This is a genomic window from Alteromonas genovensis, assembly GCF_010500895.1.
Classification (GTDB): Bacteria; Pseudomonadota; Gammaproteobacteria; order Enterobacterales; family Alteromonadaceae; genus Alteromonas; species Alteromonas genovensis.
In genome coordinates, this window is sequence record NZ_JAAAWO010000001.1 from 406,589 (window position 1) to 423,187 (window position 16,599).

Consider the following 16,599-nt stretch of genomic DNA (forward strand, 5'->3'; position numbering starts at 1 on the left):
GAGAAGAAGGGCCAGGGCGAAAATAAGGAATACGTATGTCCACATCTCGTCCGTTGTTTAAACATATTCGAAATCACACATCGTTATTTACTGAGCTATCTCAGTATCGCGATACCGCCTTAGATTCCCTCGGATTTGCGAATTTCGAGTTTCACAAAGTGCCAAAGTTCATCACCGAGGATGGGCAAAGGCTGACCATTGAGCCTGAGCGCAGCATTGTGTTGCCAAATGTGACAATGTTAAGCGGTGTTAAAGCAAAACTAGAAAAACACATACCGTCTTTCAACATGGTAGAGAACAGCGAAATTGGGTATCGTTATCCTACAGCCGCCCTTGCAAACTTAGATGCGCCTTTTATAAAGCGAATGCGTTCAGAGTATTTTCATAAGGTAGATGAGGATCGCAGCATTTGTCGTCCAGTGAATCTATCTTACGGTATTAAAAGTCGAGGAAAAGCTGACAATCGCCAAGAATACGAAGTGTGGATGCCCGACGAGGCACCTGAGCAAAACCCGTTGCCATTACTCATAGAGCGCTATGGAGAAGATTTGCCTAATGACGTTCGTCATTTTGTAGAGCAACCCTCAAAAGTACATGGTTGGATGGGAGTAAAGCGAGCTGCATTTGAGGCGCTTTATACCGATAAAAAACTCTGTGGCGACCTTGTTATTTGTATTGCCATGAGCGTAGATGCTTACAATATTGGCGCAAAACCTGACTTATCGTTTTCGCCTGAGGCAGATAGTTCAATAGCTGTGAGTAATGCTGAACTAGAGTGGGAAGTAGAGGGTTATTATGCGCCACGAGGATGGCAGTTTGATCACGATATGGTGTGGAGCGCCATTCAACACACTCTCGAAGCGGTTAATGCGCCGTTGGTAGACATGTACAGCAACACGTTAATACCGATTGCAGAAAGCAAGACTGAGCGGATTTTGTCAACGCTCACTTCTTTAGGAGTTACCCAGGAAGAGATTGACCATTTGAATCTACAACCTTGGGAGTTTTTGCAAACAGAAAGCACACACAGAATGAAGCATAAAGATCCTAATCACTCTGTGAATTTGTTAGGCAGGCTTAACCGTCTTTTCTATCAACCTGAAAACCCACTCCCATCATTGAACTGGATGCACGACCTTATTAGCTAAATTCAACATAACCTGCTGAAGGCGTCCCTTTTATTAAAGAGTCTATCCGTTAAAAAAGCGCGTTTGCTCTCAACAGATCAGGCGCGCCTAGAATCTTCGCTGTTTAAGCCTTAATTGCATAAGCCTCAGTTGCACAAACTTATTTTCTAAAAACACGCCCTAATAGGATCCCCTGGAATTGTAAACAAAACGATAAACGTGATGTTTTTGTGTAAATAACTTTCAGTATTAACGTAATTTGAATGTTTTTATACTAATTTATGTAACTAAATTACATAAAGTGCTTTATTTATCCATTTTTCTGGTCATAATGTAGTCATTGCTTTCGCAATATCTAATTAAGTTACAAAAATAGGAATACATATGAAACTGTCTACATTTGCTATCTCACTTCTTTTCTCTGTTGCTGCTACTCAGTCTTTTGCTAAAGACGTTCGCTTACAGCCTGTGGATGAAAACATCGAAACAAAAGCGTGTTTAACTGCCGCGAATGAAGGCTATCAGCCAGCGCTTCGCTTAGTGCGCGCGAGTGGTTTTGACTCTGACGAATTCAGTGCATCAGTTCGTTGTAATGGAGAGTCATTAAGAACGTTTGCTTTCATGTACAGAAATAATCAGGTATCTGAAAATGCTAAGAAAGTTGCTCTAGTGGCTAAAAATAACAATGCCGCATCGCAGGCTTGTTTAGAAGCACTCACCATCGGTAAAGACGAAGCGTTAACTAAATATGGTTTGAAAGGTGAGAGCGTGATTTGTAATCGCAAAGATATTGCTGATTTTGTTCGTACCTATAAATCGCAAAATGTAGAAGTTCGCACTGCTGACGAATAACCGTTAGGGCAGCGTTACGAATAAAAGCTATTAGCAATATCAGTTTCGGGGCCCTTTGCTTACAGAGCAAAAGGGCCCGTCACTTTGCTTACTTCTCCAAGCCTGAATGGCTAACTTCTCTCAGCCCGTATGGCTATTGTTTTACTGAATCGTTTTACTGAGTCATTTTATTAGCGCTCAGTCGCTAAAGTTGCGTTATAGCACTTACTTGGCTTCAGAAGAAATTAAATGAAACTCTGTTTGTCTCCCGTCTAAGTAAGACACCGAACTACCGTCAAAAAACGCATCTTCCTCTAGCATAATCCTGACTTCTTTACCCCAATCTTCAATCATCACCGCGGCATTTAGCTCAATCGAATATACGGTATTTTCATACATAGGATAGTCGCCTTTTATGGGGATTCCTTCTTGCGCATCCCACATACCAACGGTTGGTCCTGCTGCATGCCCGTGTAATCCAAGCGGGTGGGTATAAATAGTGGGCTTTATATTCTCTTCTATGGCTTGGGCTCGAGAGCGCTTTAAAATTTCATTACCTGAACGACCTTTCTGAAAATTAGTGGTTAAGATATCTTGCAACCTGTTGCCCTTTGTAAGTGCGTCTTTTAGGTACTTAGGCGCATCCGTTTCACCAGGTTTTAAAATGTAGGCATGCTGCTGTTGATCGGTATTTAAGCGCAAATAGGTAATGCCAAAATCAACGTGAATAAGGTCGCCAGGTTGAATAATATTTTGTTCTGGTCGCTTGCTGAAGGCCTTTATCTGATCAAAAGCTTCGCTGTCTGCCCGTTGAATTGACACGGTTGGATGAAACCAATTTTTAAGACCTAGCTCGTTTGTTCTGTCTCTCAACCACCACACAACATCATCAGTGGTGGTAACACCAGGTGTGATCACCACATTGGAAAATGCAGTGGCAATAAGTTTATGGCCGATTTGCGTCAGTATGGGATAGAACTCCATTTCCATGTCACTGCGTGTTTCTAGCCACCCAATCGATAGCTTTTCGCCAGATACCACACGGTCTTTGTAGGCTTTTGGTAACGCTGACATAAATAGGTTTTTTTCGGTAGAGGTCATGCCGTCGGCGAGGGCAAAAGCGTCTGACGTATTGATGGCTATCTTGCTAGGGTTTCGCTGCTTGATAATGTTGGCAAGTGCTTTGAATTGATTGGGTTGATCTTCTTTATCCCAGGCTTTTTCAAAACTTTTAGCAACCGCATAGCGTGCTACGGCTAATCGCTCTAAGGGTTGTCCCTCGCCTTGGTCATAGATGACTAACATAGTATGTCGTCTGGCCGACAGCCAAGTCGACGGGAGCATTGTTTTTAACACCGGATCTTCGTTGTATTCTCGAGACATAATTACCCACATGTCGATATTTTCTCGTCGCATGATGTGAGGTAAAACAGTGTCAAAACGTTGAGCGATGATGTTATCAATGACATCACTTCGCTCCTTCATGGACAATATGTCTTGAGACCACGCGAATGGGCACGAAAATAGCGCAGACAAGAACACAATACCTATTAATAACGCTCTCATAATTTTCCTTTTTTGTGGTACGATTTACGACATTAGCATAGTCTGTGTTACATCGGCATGCGGTATTTTTTGCGTCAAAGATGAAAGGGTTTGCGCCGATTTGGCTGCTAATACAACAAACATTTATTTGGCTTAACAGGTGCTAAACTTACACAGATAAACTCTAACGGTTTCTGGTTGTAATAAGAGTGCAGCTAGAAAAGCGCTATTAGTGATAACAGCCCCAGTATTGATACATAGTATTAAAACATAGTATTAAAACACACTATTGAAATACAATATGGACATACAGTACTAACCGTACAGTATTAACATAAAACGGCGTCAGCGAATTGAATTGCACGTTTTAGGCAGTGATTGCAGATGAAACAGATAGTTTTAGTTTTTCTCCTACTTATTCCGACCTATGCATTAGCAAAAGGGGCGGCAAACGCAGCATTGCTGTCTCAAAATGTATCTACACAAGCAAAACAAACGCCAACACAAACACAAACAGAACCGACAGTAGTAAAGTGGGGAACTGATGTCTGGCCTAATTATACCAATAGAGATGGAACAGGCTTTTATCACGAGCTTTTGTTTGCGATATACTCAGAGCCTCAGTATTCTTTACGTGTAGAATATTTCCCCTGGCAACGAACACTCAAAAATCTGGCAACGGGTGAAATAGACCTTACCGGTTCGCTTCCCAAATCAGCTTCCTTTTACCAGTCTAAGTGGCCCGTCATTAACGAAGATATCAATGTTGCTTTACTTAATGATGATGCACTCAACAGCGACTATCTATCCTCCAACGTAGGTGCTTACAGAGCGGGTTATGAGGACGATGTGTTTTATGCAGCATTGCCGAAAAGTGCGAAAGGCGTTCCGGTTGAAAGCGCAGAGCAAGCATTAGCGCTTCTAAAAAAGGGCAAGGTAGATTACTTCGTCGATTTGCGCAGTATTATCACCCCGCTGATGGATAAAGAACAAACAGACCAGGACTCGTTGGTGAAAGTAAGAACAATTGGGCGATACAAGCTGTATTGGTCTTTTGTTTATAATGAACAGGGGCAGCGGTTGAAGCGGCACTTTGATGACCAAATTGAAATATTACGGAACAATGGCGTTTTGCAATCGATGTATGAAAAGTACAATTTAGAACTGCCCGTCAAAGAATAATATCAACGCGCCTTAAACCTCAATTCAGCACTTTATTTAGAAGAGCAACACAATGCATCCTCGCAGTTACCACAACGATGGATACCCCATGGCAGCACTTTGCGCGTCATTTTCTCCATTAAAACCTCATATTATCCTCGCTAAAAGTGGCCAAAAAAGTATTGATTTTGCTCGTCCTGAGGCTGTTATTACATTAAACGCAGCGTTACTGGCGCACTATTACAATGTTAATCAGTGGCAGCTGCCAAAAGGCTACCTTTGTCCGCCTATTCCGGGTCGTGCAGACTATATCCATGGTATAGCCGACCTTCTCGTTGATTCTCAAAAGATGCCAGAGACATTGAAAAGAGATGCGAGCGACAATCAAACAAAGGTAAGTGCATTAAAAAGCGTGAATAACGTAAAAGCGCTGCTTGGCAATAAAGTGAGAGGGCTTGATATAGGTGTAGGCGCTAACGCTATCTATCCCATTATTGGATCGCAAGTTTATGATTGGTCGTTTGTAGGAAGCGATATTGATGAAGTCGCTTTTGATAATGCGTCGGCAATAGTGAGAAATAATAGCACGCTGCAGTCGCGTATTGAGATAAGAAGACAGCTGCAAACTGACAACATATTCGCGGGAATAATTGGTGACGATGACCATTTTACGTTTACCATGTGCAACCCTCCGTTTCATAAATCTGCACAAGATGCGCTTGCCGGTAGTGCCCGTAAAAATAAAAATTTAGCCGCGAACAGAGCAAAGCGCTCGGGCAAAAATACCCGTGCCGAGGCTGGAAAAAAATCACATGCTAAGACGAGTTTGAACTTTGCAGGCCAGGCTAACGAGCTGTGGTGTGAGGGAGGTGAATTAGCGTTTATTCAACGAATGATAAAGGAGAGCGTTGAGTTTAAGCAAAACGTCACCTGGTTTACGTGTTTAGTGTCTAAGTCTGAGCACATAAAGCCTATCGAAAAAAGCCTAGCGTATAACCGTGCCACACAGATAAGAGTAGTGAACATGGGGCAGGGCAATAAACAAAGTCGGTTTATTGCCTGGCGCTTTGCATAGCCGTAATTTAATGGCTGCTGGTTTGAAACATACTCGTTTGAAACATTGTCAATTGAAACTTAAGAGGCCAGTGCAAGTGGAAAATTAAATAGACCACTTACTGCGTTTACAATTGACAACCTGAGGCTGGTGAACAATTATCGTTTATTAGCACACGGTTTATTCAGCAAACAAGATGAGTGAGTAAATTGTGCATGACTCTTTTTTATTTATTTAGCGTTTTCGATAGTTAGCCTACAGTGGGGCCAGATGTTCTCTCGTTTAAATGGGCTTTTACGCTCAATACACCTTCATAGTATTACTTTTTTATTGCTGATAGTGATGCTGCTTTGCACAAAATCAATCAATGCGTTGGCATCAGAAGATTATCGCAGTGAGCGCTGGCAAGTTTCAAATGCACAAGCATTGGAAAAAGGACAGCTCATCGCCACCGATGGTCTCCCCCAAATATCAGTTCATGCGATTGCCCAAGATACCGATGGTTTTTTTTGGTTAGGCACTGAAAATGGATTGGCTCGGTTTGATGGCAGAAAGTTTGAAATTTTAAATACCATCAATGAGCCTTCGCTTCCTTCAAATTGGATTGAGTATCTCTTTGTAGATAATGCAGGAAAGGTATGGATAGCGACCGCCAGCGGCGTAGTGAGTTATTCTAAGGGCGCGTTTAAGGCAGTTGAATTTAAGCAGTCTCAGGACAGAATAACCTATATTGATCAGTCTGCAGACGGGCAATTATGGTTTTTCGGGACGTCACTGTGGTCACTAGAGAATAATCAGCTAGTTGCTTCGAGTGCTTTAGAGCAAAGTGAGCACTCAGAGCAAAACGAGCAGCACTTAAAACAACAGTCTCCAGAACAACAGTCTCCAATACAACAGTATCCAGAACAGCAAAAGCACCAAGAACAGCTGCTACAGCAGCAAGCAAAGCTCAGTGCCGCTAGCATAGACGGTAATAGCATATGGCTTTTAAACGCCGATAAAACACTCGTTTATTTTGATGCTGTGACAAACGCCACCTGTGAATACCCCCTGACACGTGAGCGAGAATACGCTCAGCTTCAGGCAGCAAATCAACGTGTTTATATTCTTGAAGACAAACGTCTTCGCTCGTTTATGCACTCAGCAGACAATTGCTCTCTCACCGAGACTCCCCAAGTTACCTCTTACGAAATACACAAACTAACGTTAAGTAACAGCGGTTATCCACTTCTTCTTACAATGGACGGCAAGGCATATAACGTTAGCCCAGTAAAAGGCACTCTTGAGGAGTCTTGGGATCACGTAGTGACGCCGTCTTTGGTGAAAGACGTGCTTACGCTGTTTCAAGGTGATGAACTCACATTGCTTGGTACGAAGGCTAACGGCCTTGTACTACTTTGGCCATCGGCTATTACTCGACAAGCGGCGGGTCAGTCATTCGCAAAGGCAAGGGCATGGTCATTCTTTGTTGACGATAGTGTGTACGCTGCTTCAAGTATGGGGGTATATAAGCGCATTGACGATGAGCAGTGGCAGTTGGTTATTCCCCCAAGCGCGTTAAACGGAAATGATGCATACAGTTTACAGATTGATAACGGGACAATGTGGGTAGGCACACGCAACGGCTTATACCGTGTCAATACTGAAACATCAGCGGTTATGCCGGTAAGCGGTTTTGAAGGTTATCAAATAAACACCCTATACAAAGACGGGAATTCCCTTTGGTTGGGGACAAATAACGGGCTATTTAAACAACAAGACGACAGCTTTATTGAGGTGATTTATTTTGCCTCTCAGTCTGTTCGCAGTATCCATCGTTCAAAGACGGGGTCGCTATGGGTAGGAACTGAATCAGGATTATATAGCGCCAATCTAGACAGCGGCAACAACACTAGTCAATGGCAACAAGTAAACATGGCTGGCGTGAGCAGTGCCTTTGTATCGAATATCACTGAGTCGCCTAATGGACACCTCTTTTTTGCTACTTATGGCGATGGCCTGTTCCAAAAAAATAAAAAAGGCAATTGGACACAATACACCATTAAAAATGGACTGCCATTTCAAAACCTGTTCAATATCAATATTGCGGCAAACCAACTGTGGGTTTCAGGCGCAAGCGGTATATTTTCTGTGGACTTATCGGGTCTTTATAAACAGCAAATACAACGGCATATCGTACTAAGAGACGACGGCACGTTTACGTCAAGAAAAGACATTCGATGTTGCAATGGCGCGGGAAATAACCGAGGCGTCGTTTTTAACAACAAACTCTATTATCCAACATTAGCAGGCGTGCTGTCGGTTGATACTATTAAACGCCAACCAATGCTCTCGCCAGTAGTTATCTCCGGCGTGTATCAAAATGGCGAACGCTTCACCTTTGCCTCTTCAACTATCGAAATTACCAACGAACGTAATTTAGAAGTGGCGTACACCATGCCAATATTTGCTGGAGAAGAGGTACCGCAATATCGATATAGGCTTACCAAGGGCGACAGCAGCTGGGTGTATGCAGGACAACGAGAGCTGGCTTATTTTACCAACTTACCGTCGGGTGAATTCGTTTTTGAGGTATCAGCAAAACTAGGCAGTGATGAGTGGCTACCGCCCACCACACTTTCGATAAACGTTGCGCCTTACTGGTGGGAAACCTGGTGGGCGCGAGGCGTCGCGGTAATTGTCATTCTCTTTGTTGGATGGCTGTTGTTTTCGGTGCGTACGCGAGCACTAATGAAAAGAAACGACATGCTAGAAAAAATGGTTGAAGAGCGCACCCTGGCTTACGAAAGAGTAAACAAAGAGCTAGAGCAAAAAAATGATGCGCTTAGGCAGGTGGCCAATACCGATCCGTTAACTGGGCTTAGCAATAGAAGAGCGATAAAAGAGTATCTTCCCAAGCTCTTTGACACTATTAATGCGCGACAAATTGGTTATAAAAACGCTGAAGGCAAGCATGCAGGTAAAGAAGCATCTGAAGACATTTGCGCGTTGTTTCTTATAGATTTAGATAATTTTAAGCGGATCAATGACGAATTTGGTCATGACAAAGGCGACAGCGTGCTGACGTACGTTGCCGATGCCATAGAAAGTGTGAGTCGACCGGAGGATTGTCTGTTGCGATGGGGCGGAGAAGAATTCTTGCTCATTGTTCCTACCATCAAAAAACAAAGTTTTAAGGCGCTTAACGACAGACTTCATGCTGCGCTTACCAACTTGCATTATAAGCTTGGCCTTCCTTCGCCGATAACCATGTCCATAGGTGCAGTTTGGCTTCCTTGGGAAAACTCGCAAACCGACTTCCATCAGTGGGAGCATTCCATGCTGTTGACCGATTTGGCGTTATATAGAGTAAAAGAAACGGGTCGCAATGGCACCGCTTTTGTTCACACAACAAAAGGACTGAGCGACTGGCTCAACTGGTCTAAGGAAGGCATCGAAAAAGCAGAAAAGCAGGCAGTGATAACGATAGAGCGTATTTAGCGTTACCACTGCTTATTGTTTAAGTTAGCCTTTCATGTTGGCAATGGTGTCTTTTCTAAGCTGTATTTTTGATTCGGCAAATGCAGCGCGAGGAAGCATTTTGAGCTTTTCAGCATAACCGAGGGCAGTGCGAAGCACTTGATCTTGGGGTACGGCCGCGTCTAAAAAGCCTGCCTTTACTGCGTCTTTACCTTCAAATATACGAGAGAATAGTAACGCTTCGGTTTGTGATGTGAGTGCTAACCTTGCTTTGGCGAGCTCCATACCAAATGCGGGCAGCACCATGCCAATGGCCGTTTCGTTTAGCCCATATTTTGTGCCGCCGTCTTTGCCTATACGCAAATCTGCCGCCATTAGCATAATAGCGCCTAATGCAATACTGTGGCCTTCAGCCGCAACGATCACCGGCAGTGGAAAACCGTACAAACGTACGATAAGGTCTGCTCCAGCTTGAACAAGCCTAAGCTGCTCGGCTTTATCATCGCCTTTCATCACAGAAAGGTCGAAACCGCCGCAGAACTTTCCCTCTCCGCCATGAAATACCACAGCGTTTGCGCTCTTTTCTGCTTCATCAAGTGCAGTATTAAATTTCTCTATTAAATCAAATCCCACCGCATTTACTTTGCCGTCATCAAAGGTGATTACTGCAATGTCGTTCTCAATGTTAAAATCGAAAGCCATAAGTGTTATGCCCTTTACAAATTACGTAAACTGGTATTACCAGAACCTGCATTGAGCATACGTTGCATCGAGTTGCTAATCAAATGCTTCATTTTCATAAATGTCTTGTACCAAAGATGTAATCACTTTCTTCTTGTACCGACGCTGTCTTCGTCGCGCCTTTGCACCATTGGCTCTCCACTGAGCACGCTTGTCGACTACTACGTCTTCCAAATCTTCTGCGCGATGAATTCTTGATGCATCTTTTGGTGATGTTCGTTGCGGCATAGTTTCCCCCCTCGTCACGTGAAAAAGAGCCTAAAAGTCGAACTTAGCTTGCTTGATTCTCCATGCCTTTGACTTATTATTTAAGGTGGTTAGGCACACTTGGTTATTCGCTATCTTTTCACAAAGCGCTTTTGCTGCTCGCGCTTGCTCCAAAGATAGATTTTTATAAGCCGGAGATGGAATAACGTCATACCACGGGGCTTGGCAAATCGTATCTAGCACCACCCTTTGAAAGCAGTGATCGTTATGTATGGGCCATGTATTGAGTTTGTTTGCCGCCTTGGCCATAGTTGGCAATAGGATTTTGGTGAATTCCAAATATGACGCTATTGCCATTGCGTGCTCAGAATTTTCATCTTTTGCGTTAATGGCAGCAGTTGTCGACGCAGATGTCGATGCATGGAAGTGTGTTTTAACAGTCATTGCGAGCGTTTACTTTTCACAGAATTATTTAACATTGAAGCTATTAGCATTGAAGTTATACGCAGTGTAGTTATGAGCGCTGCAGTTATGAGCGCTGCAGTGAAATGCACTGCAAGTTATAAGTGTTAGGGCCATTAATCTGAAGCATACAAAAAAGAGACATCTTGCAGGGTTACATTTGTGTAAGGCTTAACGGAAATGAAGAAGGTGAATACCAAAATCGGATTTAGATGCGAAGTGAGTGATAAATTTTAAGGTGCCCTCATTCTCACCTTGAGTTTTTACCCACATAACTTAAACTTGCGCCCTCAGGCGGCGCACCTATTTTAAACCGTGTGTCTATTATGAACTCTGGAGCATGAGTCAATGAAGCTAAGCGATGTAAAAAAGCTACACCAAAAAAAGTATCGAACCCAGTTCGGTTATTATTTGGTGGAAGGTGAACATCTGATCTTAGAGTTATTGAAGTCGGCGCCTAAAAACACGGTGACGGTATACGTTACTTCAAATTATGAAGCGTGGCTTGGCTCTGCTAGGGCAGATTATGCGCCATTACTTCGCGATGATGTTATCCAAGTTCAAATAGTCACCTCGGTGCAAATGCAGCAAATAAGCGATACAAAATCACCTCAGGGGATTATCGCTAGGGTGCCGCTTCCTTCGGTACTCAATTCAGAACTCAATTCAGTAACTGGTTCGCTATCTGAAGAAGCGCCGCGGCAGAATGCAAATGCAGACGAGCAGATGCAAAAGTCGGTAAGCAGCGCCAATTCAAAGCGCTGTATTTATCTTTATGAGGTACAAGACCCCGGCAACCTTGGTACAATATTGCGTACGCTAGCTTGGTTTGGTCAGTTTAAGCTGTTGCTAAGCCCTAATAGTGTGGACCCGTTTAACTCTAAAGTGGTTAGGTCGAGTATGGGGGCAATCTTTCACGCTGATATGGAGCTTAACGTTCCACTTGAAAGCTTAACATCACGATTCTCTCAGTTCGCTTATTTAGACATGCGCGGGCAAGAGGTAAAATCCGACAGCTTTGCTCACTTCGAATGTTACCTTTTTGGCAATGAAGCTCGTGGTGTACCTACTGAGGATGTAAAGCGTCTAAACGCGACTGCATTTACAATACCGGGCAGTGGTAAAATAGATTCCTTGAACCTTGCTAGTGCGGTGAATATTTGTGCTTACGAGCTATCATGTTAACTAAACGCCAAGCACAATCGCGATTTTTGATTAGGGCGTGTTGATCTTTGCTGTACATTTTTGCAGCGGTCTGTGAGCTATTTAAACAAGGCGAATGGTTGAAGGTCTAGCGGGCTAAATCGAAACCATTCAACGCAGAGTAAATAGCTCACAGGCGCTGCCCGAAGGGGGCTTTATGGAAGCATTTTACTCTTTGGCACAGCCCTTTGACTTAGCCCACTAGGCCTACAGGACTGTTTCGCGATTAAAATGCTTCCATTTAGCCCAAAACTTGTTCAGCAAAGTGCAACACGCCCTTAGCTGCTTGCAGCGTTTTGGTTGCATTCATTGTCACTTATATTTTTTCAGCCCCCAATAAACACATAGGAATAACGCATGGCTCTTCAGTGGTTTCCCGGTCATATGCACAAAGCGCTTAAAGAAATAAAAGAGTCGCTCAGCCAGGTAGACATACTTATCGAAGTGCTTGATGCACGAATTCCTTTTTCAAGTGAGAACCCTGAAATTGCCAAAATACGCGGCGATAAACCCTGTATTAAAATCTTGAATAAGTATGACTTAGCCGACCCAGAGATAACGGCCCGTTGGCAAGAAAGCTTAGAAAAAGAGCGCGGCGTTAAAACCATTACCACATCAAGCGATAACCCTGGTAACAGTAAGCAACTTATGCAGCTTATCCGCAGCATATGCTCTCATAAAGATGGTCAGGCTAAAGTGATTAAAGCGATGATCACTGGTATACCTAATGTTGGAAAGTCTACGCTTATTAACATTCTTGCCGATCGAATTATCGCAAAAACAGGTAACGAGCCTGCCGTCACAAAAAGTCAGCAGCGCATAAACCTAGGGAGCGGTATTATTTTGTTCGATACTCCAGGGGTGCTATGGCCGAAACTCGAAAACCCACATTCTATCTATCGTTTAGCCTCCTCAGGTGCAGTAAAAAATACGGCCATGGAATACGATGACGTTGGCTTTTTTGCCGCCGATTACTTAATAAAGGCTTACCCTGACGTTTTAAAAGAGCGGTATAAGCTTGATGAACTGCCAGATACCGAGATTGAGTTTCTAGAAGCAGCAGCCAAAAGTCGCGGTGCCATCATGGCCGGTGGGCGCGTAAATCTTCATAAAATTTGTGAAATACTGTTAAAAGAACTTCAGTCTGGCAAATTAGGTCGCATAACCCTTGAAACACCTGAAATGCTCGTGGCAGAACAAATAGAAATAGAAGAAGCGGCTAAGAAAAAAGCAGAGGCAAAGGCCAAGCGTAAGCAGAAATTCAAAACGGGCTCTTTAACACCCGACAAAAAAGACCGCAAAGAGAAACGCGAAGAGAAGCGTGAAGAGCAAAGTCGCCGCATGAAAAAGTCTAAATAGCCAAAGCCGTTTTTAATGCATTTTTAAAATTTTTTATTTTTTTGCATCCAACCTGAAACGCGAGTCGTTTGGTTTACATGTTGTTAACAATCTGGGCGAGTTTTGCCGTTGTTTGACAGCATGTAAACCTAAAATAACAGGATGCCAAAAATGAAAACACGTCCATCACTTGTACCCGCATTAACACTACTCTCTTTAAGTATTACCTCCCATTTTGCATTAGCAGATCGCAATAAAGGAAAGGTGCCCATTGTCACCCCCGAATGCGTCAGCGAACAAATATGTAAACAAAAAGGGGTATTTACTAATCCATTCGAAGAGCCGCTAGTAACTGGCGAGTTTGCCGATCAAAACAATACCAACATTAAAAACCCGCTTAATAACTATCCTGACAATGGAAAGTGCGAAGAGAATGATGAAGGGGTATTAAAATGTAAACCTGCAGCGGGAAGTCTGGCACTGCTCAATGATGGCCGTATTTTGTATTTCAATGCCCTTGAGGGTACAGAAAACGTTGAATACAATGCGCTTCTAGAAATTGGCTCAGCAATTGTAAACGATCAAACACGCGTGCTGACGATGAAAAACGGTAGCGCGAGTTGGATTGCCCCGTCGCCTGTTGATGCGGGGGCCAATCCTGATGGCAACGACTCAGAAACCCTTATCGGTGACATTTCGGGTTTTCTCGGCAATCCTATTGATATCGATTTAGGCACTGATGACGATAGAACTAACAACGATGGCGCGCTCTTTTGTGCAGATTTAGTAGGGTTGCCAAACGGCGAACTGATGGCGGTTGGCGGCACGGATTATTATCATGAGCCTGGGGTGAATACCGAGCTTTTAGGCCAGCCGATTAACTTTGGCTTGTCTGAGTTAGAAGGCCTTAAAAATAGCCGAATTTTTAATCCTGACGATAATAGCTGGCGTAAAACAGGTGATATGAATTTTGGGCGCTGGTACCCAAGCACGGTGTCACTGGCAAACGGTAACGTACTTGTAGCCAGTGGTGTTACCAAGCTTGTAAAGCCAGTGTATTTAACTCGCCCTGAAACATCGGGTAGAAACGTAACGGTAACTGAAACCTACGATACCTCATGTGGAGAGTGGACCGACAATGGGGCTTTAGCTGAGCGTTCATTGCCGCTATACCCACGCTTACATCTTTTGCCCAATGGACATGTTTTTTACAACGGTGGCGGGCAAGCATTTAATCCCTTCGGTCAAGGCTACGATCAAGCACTTTGGAATATTGTAGCGGCCTACGACCCTAAGTCGCAAACCTGGGCCGACTTAGGGTTTGCTGGTCTACCTTTGCATTTAAGCGAGGCGGGCGTGAGTGATTTAACCAGTCTACTTAACATTACCAATACCGAAGCAGATAAATCACTTAGCGGGCTGCTTAGCGGCTTAACTGAAGAGTTTATTGCCAATCCTTTTGACGCCTTAGCACCGATTATTGACGACCCCTACAAACTAGCAGACGTGCAGTCTGTATTGGGCGCAGGTTTCAGAGGCTCTACATTTTCTATGATGATGCCACTTAAGCCCGATGAAAATGGCAAGTACAGTAAGGCAGAGTTTTTAACAGCTGGTGGCGTATTAACCGGCGTTGCAGCCACTAGCCCTGGGCTTTATTTAGGTACAAACCTAGCGCGAATCGACTCAGTAACCATAGACGGAGAGACTATGCTGTATGACTCTCGCTCGACAGGGAGTTTGTCGCAAGGACGCTGGTATGGCACCGGTGTGTTACTGCCTACCGGTGAAGTATTAGTGGTATCGGGTGCAGACAGAGACGAGGTGGTACTTCCTGGTTCTGGCGTGCCAATTTTAGAGGCCGAAATATTCGACCCTGAAACTGAAACGTTTAGAAAGGTTGCAAAACAAAACCGCCCGCGTACTTATCATAACTCAGCAGCGTTATTGCCCGATGGAAGTGTGTTAATTGGTGGTCATGCACCCATTAATACAGCCTATGCTTATAGCGTTACCTTGCCAGGCTTCTCGCCTAATGACGGACGTGACCCTTCTTTTGAAATCTATAAGCCGCCCTACATGTTTGGCGATCGCCCCTCAATTGGCAAAGGAAGTAAGTCTGTGCATATAGGCGAGCGGTTCAGAATTGGACTTAAAAACAGTGACGCTGCCACCACCACCATGAACCAACGTATCGAGTCTGTTGTGCTAGTACGCCGCACGAATATTACACACCTCATAGACGGTGACCAACGAAGCGTGGAATTACCTATTGTGCGTCATAGAAGCGGCAGAATCGTAGTACAAATGCCAAAAGAGCAGGCCGTTGTGCCGCCTGGCGATTACATGCTGTTTGTTAACGCACGAGATGATGAAGGTAATTTGGTTCCGTCTGAATCAAAGACCATTAGCGTTACCGGTTCACTCTCTAACGTATGCCGATAAGGGGGAGTTATGAAACTACGTCTAATAAGTTTATTGCTCATTGTGTTTTCTCAGACTATCTCTGCGCACGGCAGTAGCCAGGTGGATGGAGAATGGCAACCAGTGCTAAATACAAGTAAAAACAGTCATGTGGTAACGCAAATACAAAGCTCACCACTGGGCAACGAAATTCTTATCGCTTACGCAGGCGAAGGAAGGTTGGAGGTTCTCGCAGAGGACAACACCCCGTTTATTCGCATCACTCAGCAGGGAGTGTTTGCAAATTGGGATCATCCTATGTGGTTTAAGGTTCAAACTGCGGGTCCACGACCTCTGCCTGAGTGGGTGAAAGATGGAAATATAGAGGCAAAATGGACTCAAGTGAGTAAAAATAACTATTATGGCTGGTACGATCAACGGCTTGTTAAAAGTGACGAACACGCCGATGAGTGGCAAATAGGCATTGCGGTAGATGGCGAGCGCCAAATGATTGATGGCTATTTCAAATCGCTGAACCCACCAGAAACGCGCACGCTAGTGACGCTAGATAACAGCGCTGCGCCTATTGCCAACCTCAGCGCAATGATCATACCTGGCGTCGATAGTGCAATTAGAGTGAGTTATACCGGAGACCATCATATGGTGGTTCTCGATAAGCAAGATGAGCCTATGCTTCGATTTAGCCCAAAAGGTGTTGAAGCTAATACCGCTAGTACTGGTTGGAAAGCGTTGGGAAGGAAGCCCTATGGTGCAGCGGTTAATGATATGGAATCTAAAAATACAGAGGCTTCTGATACCAAAAATAGCTGGGTGTTACTGTCGTCCCACTCGGCGTACACGTGGCCAGACAGCCGCATTCAGTCTGATGAAACGGGCGATAGCTGGGCCATTCCCGTTTTTTGTCATTCAGATAAAGTCGTAAAAAGTATCGAAGGTGGCTGGTTAGAAGTGGCACAGCGGTAGCATCAATAGATGCAATCAATTACCCAAAAAAGAAGCCATGAGGTTACGTATAGAAAGTTAAACGTAAATCATACGTAAAGCTAA

At 44.0% G+C, this 16,599-nt stretch carries 13 protein-coding genes; 9 read left to right on the forward strand and 4 right to left on the reverse strand.

Features of this window, described 5'->3' with window-relative positions:
* Window positions 1-35 precede the first annotated feature (35 nt).
* Window positions 36-1,148 (forward strand): hypothetical protein, encoded by a 1,113-nt coding sequence (locus GTQ48_RS01675; protein ID WP_163104803.1) that lies wholly within the window; start codon window positions 36-38, stop codon window positions 1,146-1,148.
* Window positions 1,149-1,511: 363 nt separating this feature from the next.
* Window positions 1,512-1,979 (forward strand): DUF3718 domain-containing protein, encoded by a 468-nt coding sequence (locus tag GTQ48_RS01680; RefSeq protein WP_163104805.1) that lies wholly within the window; start codon window positions 1,512-1,514, stop codon window positions 1,977-1,979.
* A 204-nt stretch (window positions 1,980-2,183) separates the two neighbouring features.
* Here GTQ48_RS01680 and GTQ48_RS01685 read toward each other — a convergent pair whose 3' ends face one another.
* The gene (locus tag GTQ48_RS01685) at window positions 2,184-3,524 is read right to left on the reverse strand and encodes a M24 family metallopeptidase (protein WP_163104807.1); all 1,341 of its coding nucleotides are present in this window, start codon (window positions 3,522-3,524) and stop codon (window positions 2,184-2,186) included.
* 363 nt (window positions 3,525-3,887) lie between these two features.
* Between GTQ48_RS01685 and GTQ48_RS01690 the strand changes: the two genes are divergently transcribed.
* The 3 genes from GTQ48_RS01690 (at window position 3,888) to GTQ48_RS01700 (ending at window position 9,198) form a co-directional block, all read left to right on the forward strand.
* Window positions 3,888-4,685, forward strand: a complete 798-nt coding sequence (locus GTQ48_RS01690) for a type 2 periplasmic-binding domain-containing protein (RefSeq protein ID WP_163104809.1) — start codon at window positions 3,888-3,890, stop codon at window positions 4,683-4,685.
* A gap of 52 nt (window positions 4,686-4,737) precedes the next feature.
* Window positions 4,738-5,739 carry a 23S rRNA (adenine(1618)-N(6))-methyltransferase RlmF gene (gene rlmF, locus GTQ48_RS01695; protein WP_163104811.1) on the forward strand — a complete coding sequence of 334 codons (1,002 nt, stop codon included), beginning with the start codon at window positions 4,738-4,740 and terminating at the stop codon, window positions 5,737-5,739.
* A 249-nt stretch (window positions 5,740-5,988) separates the two neighbouring features.
* Complete coding sequence (locus tag GTQ48_RS01700) at window positions 5,989-9,198, forward strand: ligand-binding sensor domain-containing diguanylate cyclase (protein ID WP_163104813.1); 3,210 nt, start codon at window positions 5,989-5,991, stop codon at window positions 9,196-9,198.
* Between the two features lie 24 nt (window positions 9,199-9,222).
* Here the strand turns inward: GTQ48_RS01700 and GTQ48_RS01705 are convergent, their stop codons facing one another.
* The 3 genes from GTQ48_RS01705 to GTQ48_RS01715 all read right to left on the reverse strand — a co-directional run bounded on the left by GTQ48_RS01705 (window position 9,223) and on the right by GTQ48_RS01715 (window position 10,569).
* Complete coding sequence (locus GTQ48_RS01705) at window positions 9,223-9,879, reverse strand: crotonase/enoyl-CoA hydratase family protein (RefSeq protein WP_163104815.1); 657 nt, start codon at window positions 9,877-9,879, stop codon at window positions 9,223-9,225.
* A 75-nt stretch (window positions 9,880-9,954) separates the two neighbouring features.
* On the reverse strand, window positions 9,955-10,146 hold the full coding sequence (locus GTQ48_RS01710; RefSeq protein WP_163104817.1) for a hypothetical protein: 192 nt from the start codon (window positions 10,144-10,146) through the stop codon (window positions 9,955-9,957).
* Between the two features lie 30 nt (window positions 10,147-10,176).
* Window positions 10,177-10,569, reverse strand: coding sequence for a hypothetical protein (locus GTQ48_RS01715; protein WP_163104819.1), 393 nt, complete (start codon window positions 10,567-10,569; stop codon window positions 10,177-10,179).
* A gap of 366 nt (window positions 10,570-10,935) precedes the next feature.
* Here GTQ48_RS01715 and GTQ48_RS01720 point away from each other — a divergent pair, with 366 nt between their 5' ends.
* From GTQ48_RS01720 to GTQ48_RS01735, 4 genes are all read left to right on the forward strand, one after another.
* On the forward strand, window positions 10,936-11,772 hold the full coding sequence (locus GTQ48_RS01720) for a TrmH family RNA methyltransferase (protein WP_163104820.1): 837 nt from the start codon (window positions 10,936-10,938) through the stop codon (window positions 11,770-11,772).
* A gap of 375 nt (window positions 11,773-12,147) precedes the next feature.
* Window positions 12,148-13,149: a ribosome biogenesis GTPase YlqF gene (gene ylqF, locus GTQ48_RS01725; protein ID WP_032097196.1), complete on the forward strand. Its 1,002-nt coding sequence runs from the start codon at window positions 12,148-12,150 to the stop codon at window positions 13,147-13,149.
* A 150-nt stretch (window positions 13,150-13,299) separates the two neighbouring features.
* Window positions 13,300-15,573, forward strand: a complete 2,274-nt coding sequence (locus GTQ48_RS01730; protein ID WP_163104821.1) for a galactose oxidase early set domain-containing protein — start codon at window positions 13,300-13,302, stop codon at window positions 15,571-15,573.
* Window positions 15,574-15,582: 9 nt separating this feature from the next.
* Window positions 15,583-16,515, forward strand: coding sequence for a hypothetical protein (locus tag GTQ48_RS01735; RefSeq protein ID WP_163104822.1), 933 nt, complete (start codon window positions 15,583-15,585; stop codon window positions 16,513-16,515).
* The last annotated feature ends 84 nt before the right edge of the window (window positions 16,516-16,599 follow it).

Bases quoted from the DNA above. Each gene is read 5' to 3' on its own strand.
- GTQ48_RS01675 (WP_163104803.1), top strand. From the start codon at position 36: ATGTCCACATCTCGTCCGTTGTTTAAACATATTCGAAATCACACATCG.
- GTQ48_RS01680 (WP_163104805.1), top strand. From the start codon at position 1,512: ATGAAACTGTCTACATTTGCTATCTCACTTCTTTTCTCTGTTGCTGCT.
- GTQ48_RS01685 (WP_163104807.1), bottom strand. From the start codon at position 3,524: ATGAGAGCGTTATTAATAGGTATTGTGTTCTTGTCTGCGCTATTTTCG.
- GTQ48_RS01690 (WP_163104809.1), top strand. From the start codon at position 3,888: ATGAAACAGATAGTTTTAGTTTTTCTCCTACTTATTCCGACCTATGCA.
- rlmF (WP_163104811.1), top strand. From the start codon at position 4,738: ATGCATCCTCGCAGTTACCACAACGATGGATACCCCATGGCAGCACTT.
- GTQ48_RS01700 (WP_163104813.1), top strand. From the start codon at position 5,989: ATGTTCTCTCGTTTAAATGGGCTTTTACGCTCAATACACCTTCATAGT.
- GTQ48_RS01705 (WP_163104815.1), bottom strand. From the start codon at position 9,879: ATGGCTTTCGATTTTAACATTGAGAACGACATTGCAGTAATCACCTTT.
- GTQ48_RS01710 (WP_163104817.1), bottom strand. From the start codon at position 10,146: ATGCCGCAACGAACATCACCAAAAGATGCATCAAGAATTCATCGCGCA.
- GTQ48_RS01715 (WP_163104819.1), bottom strand. From the start codon at position 10,569: ATGACTGTTAAAACACACTTCCATGCATCGACATCTGCGTCGACAACT.
- GTQ48_RS01720 (WP_163104820.1), top strand. From the start codon at position 10,936: ATGAAGCTAAGCGATGTAAAAAAGCTACACCAAAAAAAGTATCGAACC.
- ylqF (WP_032097196.1), top strand. From the start codon at position 12,148: ATGGCTCTTCAGTGGTTTCCCGGTCATATGCACAAAGCGCTTAAAGAA.
- GTQ48_RS01730 (WP_163104821.1), top strand. From the start codon at position 13,300: ATGAAAACACGTCCATCACTTGTACCCGCATTAACACTACTCTCTTTA.
- GTQ48_RS01735 (WP_163104822.1), top strand. From the start codon at position 15,583: ATGAAACTACGTCTAATAAGTTTATTGCTCATTGTGTTTTCTCAGACT.